The organism is Mesorhizobium sp. M1A.F.Ca.IN.022.07.1.1 (assembly GCF_003997575.1).
GTDB lineage: Bacteria > Pseudomonadota > Alphaproteobacteria > Rhizobiales > Rhizobiaceae > Mesorhizobium.
This window is the reverse complement of the sequence record NZ_RZST01000489.1, coordinates 1-3,315: the sequence shown is the minus strand read 5'-3', so window position 1 is coordinate 3,315 and position 3,315 is coordinate 1. Positions and strand designations below refer to the sequence as shown.

Genomic DNA, 3,315 nt, shown 5'->3' with positions numbered 1-3,315 from the left:
CATCGACACGCTGCGGCTCGCCGACGATCTGCCAGTCGAACTCCACCCTGCGGCTGCGATCGCCCTCATCGCCGGCGAGCCGCAGCGTGTCGATGAAAAGCGACAGCGGCGACAAAGTGAAATCGCGCACCAGGAGAAACGCAAACTTCTTGGCCATGCTTTGCGGACCTGTCCCTTGCGTTATCCGAAGCTCATTCAGACAAGATCGCCGTCCGGGCTGTCATTGTGCCACCGATCCATCCGGTCTTATATTGTGTACCAAGAAAATACAATCCGTTGACTCGCTTGCAAGTGCATGCGACTCTTCCAACTGTGCCAGGTATGTCGATTGGCAGAGATGATTCCGAAGGTGCGCCATGAAGGGAAGCAAGGGCAGTCTCTATGACGATCTGAAACGTCGCATCCTGACAATGGAACTCGATCCTGACGAGGATCTGGACGAGGTGGCGCTGAGCGAGCGCTATGGCCTGTCGCGGACCCCTGTCAGGGAAATCTTCCGCCGGCTGGAGGGCGAAGGTTACATCGAGATCCGCGCGAACCGGGGCGCCAGGGTCGTTCCGATGAACCATTCGACCCTTCGGCAATTCTTCCTGGTCGCCCCCATGGTCTACGCCGCCATCGGCCGGTTGGCCGTGCAGAATTTCAAGCCTTCGCAGATGGTAGACCTGAAGGACACGCAGGAGCGTTTCCGCGCCGCCAGCAAGTCAGGCGACGCGCTTTCCATGGTGGTCGAGAACAACAGGTTTCACGAGATCATCGGTGAGATGTCTGCGAACGCCTATCTTCAGCCCAGCCTCGGCAGGTTGCTGATCGACCACGCCCGCATCGGCCATACCTTCTTCCGCCCACGCAATGACGACATGCGCAAGCGGCTGCAGACGGCGGTCGAACATCATGACGGCTTCATCTCGGCCATCGGCGCGCATGACGAGGATGCCGTCGTCGACCTGGTGTTCGAGCACTGGGAACTGTCGCGCGAGAACATGGAAATGTTCATCGCGCCGCAGGGAATGAAGGCGGACGCGCTGGTCGGCGATAACTGACGGCCGCTTAGGAAAGCGATTGCGGCCGGGATAGGAAGAACGCCTGCTGCCGGGCCCGGTGCCGGCAGCGAAATCTCCCGCTTAAGACGCAGATTCCGCGGCCGCCACCTCGGGGCACCGATCCGTCAGGCCTGTTCCAGCCAGACCTTTTGCACCGCCGATCGCCGAGGAAGGCAAGAAGGGCGGAACGCTTCGCCTCGGCATGGTCGTGAAGCAAAAAAAGGTCCGCGGGTCGAGATGGCCAATATCAGCCGCACCTGACTGGAGCCGCTGGTCAGGTACCCGCGAATTCACTTCACTTTCGAATCGGTTCTGCTGGAGAGCTGGGAGATCTGCGGCGACGCCACCGAATACCTGCTCCATGTCCGCAAATGCGCGACGGGCGCGCTCTCCAGAATTGTACTCGTGCCATATTTTTTATGTGTACGTAAATTATACAATCTGTTGACTTTCGGATGCTGACGTGCAATCTTGCGCGTTATCAAACGCGATCAACCGGTTTCGAGCGCTGCGACTCCCCGCTTGGGAATTCGCGGATGGCCTCCGTTTTGCCGAATGACGCATTGGTCGAAACGGCCACTCCATCGATGGAGAAATGTCTTGAAGTTTGAGGGCATCTACACGCCGGCGGTGACGCCGACCGGTCCGGACGGTCAGATCGATAACGCGGCCTTCGCCGACGTTCTCGAGTCGCTCATCGAAGCCAAGGTGCACGGCATCATCGTTGGTGGATCGACCGGTGAATATTATGCCCAAAGCGCCCAGGAGCGCTTCGAGCTCGGTGCTTATGCCAAGCAGGTGATCGGCACCCGCCTTCCGCTGGTCATCGGCACAGGCGCTACCAGGACCGAAGATTCGGTCGAATACGCCAAAGCGGCGAAGGAGATCGGTGCCGACGCGATCCTCGTCTCGTCGCCGCCATATGCCTTGCCGACGGAGCGCGAGAACGCGGTTCATGCGCTCACCGTTGACCGCGCGGCCAACCTCCCGATCATGCTCTACAACTATCCGGCCCGCATGGGCGTGATGATGGGCGAGGAGTATTTCTCTCGCGTCGGCAAATCCCGCAACGTCGTCGCCATCAAGGAAAGCTCCGGCGAAATGGGCAATTTGCACCGGCTTGCCCGCAAGTTCCCGCACATCTCGCTTTCCTGCGGCTGGGACGATCAGGCGCTGGAATTCTTCGCCTGGGGCGCCAGGAGCTGGGTCTGCGCCGGCTCGAACTTCCTGCCGCGCGAGCACGTCGCGCTCTACGAGGCCTGCGTGCTCGAAAAGAACTTCGACAAGGGCCGCGCCATCATGAGCGCGATGCTGCCGCTGATGGACTTTCTCGAATGCGGCAAGTTCGTCCAGTCGATCAAGCATGGATGCGAGCTGATCGGCCTGAAGGCAGGCGGCGTGCGGGCGCCGTTGCGGCCTCTCAATTCGGAAGAAAAGCGATCCCTCCAGACTGTCGTCGCCACGCTGAAGCGGACGGTCGCCCAGATCACGTCGGGAGCAAACCAATGCATGAGCCTTTGACCGCCGCCGAATACAAGGCGCTCGCCGCCGAGATTCAATTCCCGACCAATGCCTTCATCGACGGAGCCTTCCGTCCGGCGAATTCCGGCAAGACGTTCAGGACGACCAATCCGGCGACCGGCGAGGTGCTTGCCGACATCGCGGCTTGCAACGCCAGAGATGTCGACTTCGCCGTGGCCAAGGCCAGGGAGGCCTTCGACGACGGCCGCTGGCAGCATCTCGCGCCTGGCGAGCGCAAGACCGTGCTTTTGAAGTTCGCGAAGCTTTTGGAGCGCAACCGCCACGAACTCGCGGTCATGGAGAGCCTCGACAGCGGCAAGCCGATCCGCGAATGCCAGACCGTCGATGTGCCGGACACGATCCATACCATCCGCTGGCATGCCGAGCTGATCGACAAGCTCTACGACAACACCGCGCCCGTTGGTTCGAAGGCGCTGACCATGGTCGTGCGCGAACCGGTCGGCGTCGTCGGCTGCGTCCTGCCGTGGAACTTTCCGCTGCTGATGCTGGCCTGGAAGATCGGCCCGGCGCTTGCGGCCGGGTGCTCGGTCATCGTCAAGCCTGCCCAGGAGACGACGCTGACCACGCTGCGTGTCGCGGAGCTCGCCCATGAGGCCGGCATTCCGGCCGGCGTCTTCAATGTCGTGCCGGGGGGCGGCAAGGAGGTCGGCGAACCGATCGGAATGCATATGGGCGTCGACATGGTGGCCTTCACCGGATCGACGCCGACCGGCCGCCGTTTCCTGCGCTA

At 61.4% G+C, this 3,315-nt stretch carries 3 protein-coding genes and 2 pseudogenes; 4 read left to right on the top strand and 1 reads right to left on the bottom strand.

The annotated features are described in order from the left end of the window. Positions 1-157, bottom strand: a pseudogene (locus EOA75_RS35385) (GlxA family transcriptional regulator); the annotation flags it as partial. Between the two features lie 199 nt (positions 158-356). Here EOA75_RS35385 and EOA75_RS30925 point away from each other — a divergent pair. The 4 genes and pseudogenes from EOA75_RS30925 to EOA75_RS30910 form a co-directional block, all read left to right on the top strand. Beyond that, positions 357-1,043: a GntR family transcriptional regulator gene (locus EOA75_RS30925; protein ID WP_067321755.1), complete on the top strand. Its 687-nt coding sequence runs from the start codon at positions 357-359 to the stop codon at positions 1,041-1,043. Between the two features lie 160 nt (positions 1,044-1,203). Continuing rightward, positions 1,204-1,415: pseudogene (locus tag EOA75_RS35380) on the top strand (diguanylate cyclase); the annotation flags it as partial. A gap of 228 nt (positions 1,416-1,643) precedes the next feature. Then, positions 1,644-2,564: a dihydrodipicolinate synthase family protein gene (locus tag EOA75_RS30915; RefSeq protein ID WP_127325940.1), complete on the top strand. Its 921-nt coding sequence runs from the start codon at positions 1,644-1,646 to the stop codon at positions 2,562-2,564. Further along, positions 2,549-3,315, top strand: a 767-nt coding sequence (locus tag EOA75_RS30910) for an aldehyde dehydrogenase family protein (RefSeq protein ID WP_127325939.1), incomplete at its 3' end; no start/stop codon positions are given. The genes EOA75_RS30915 and EOA75_RS30910, both read left to right, overlap by 16 nt.

Bases quoted from the DNA above. Each gene is read 5' to 3' on its own strand.
- EOA75_RS30925 (WP_067321755.1), top strand. From the start codon at position 357: ATGAAGGGAAGCAAGGGCAGTCTCTATGACGATCTGAAACGTCGCATC.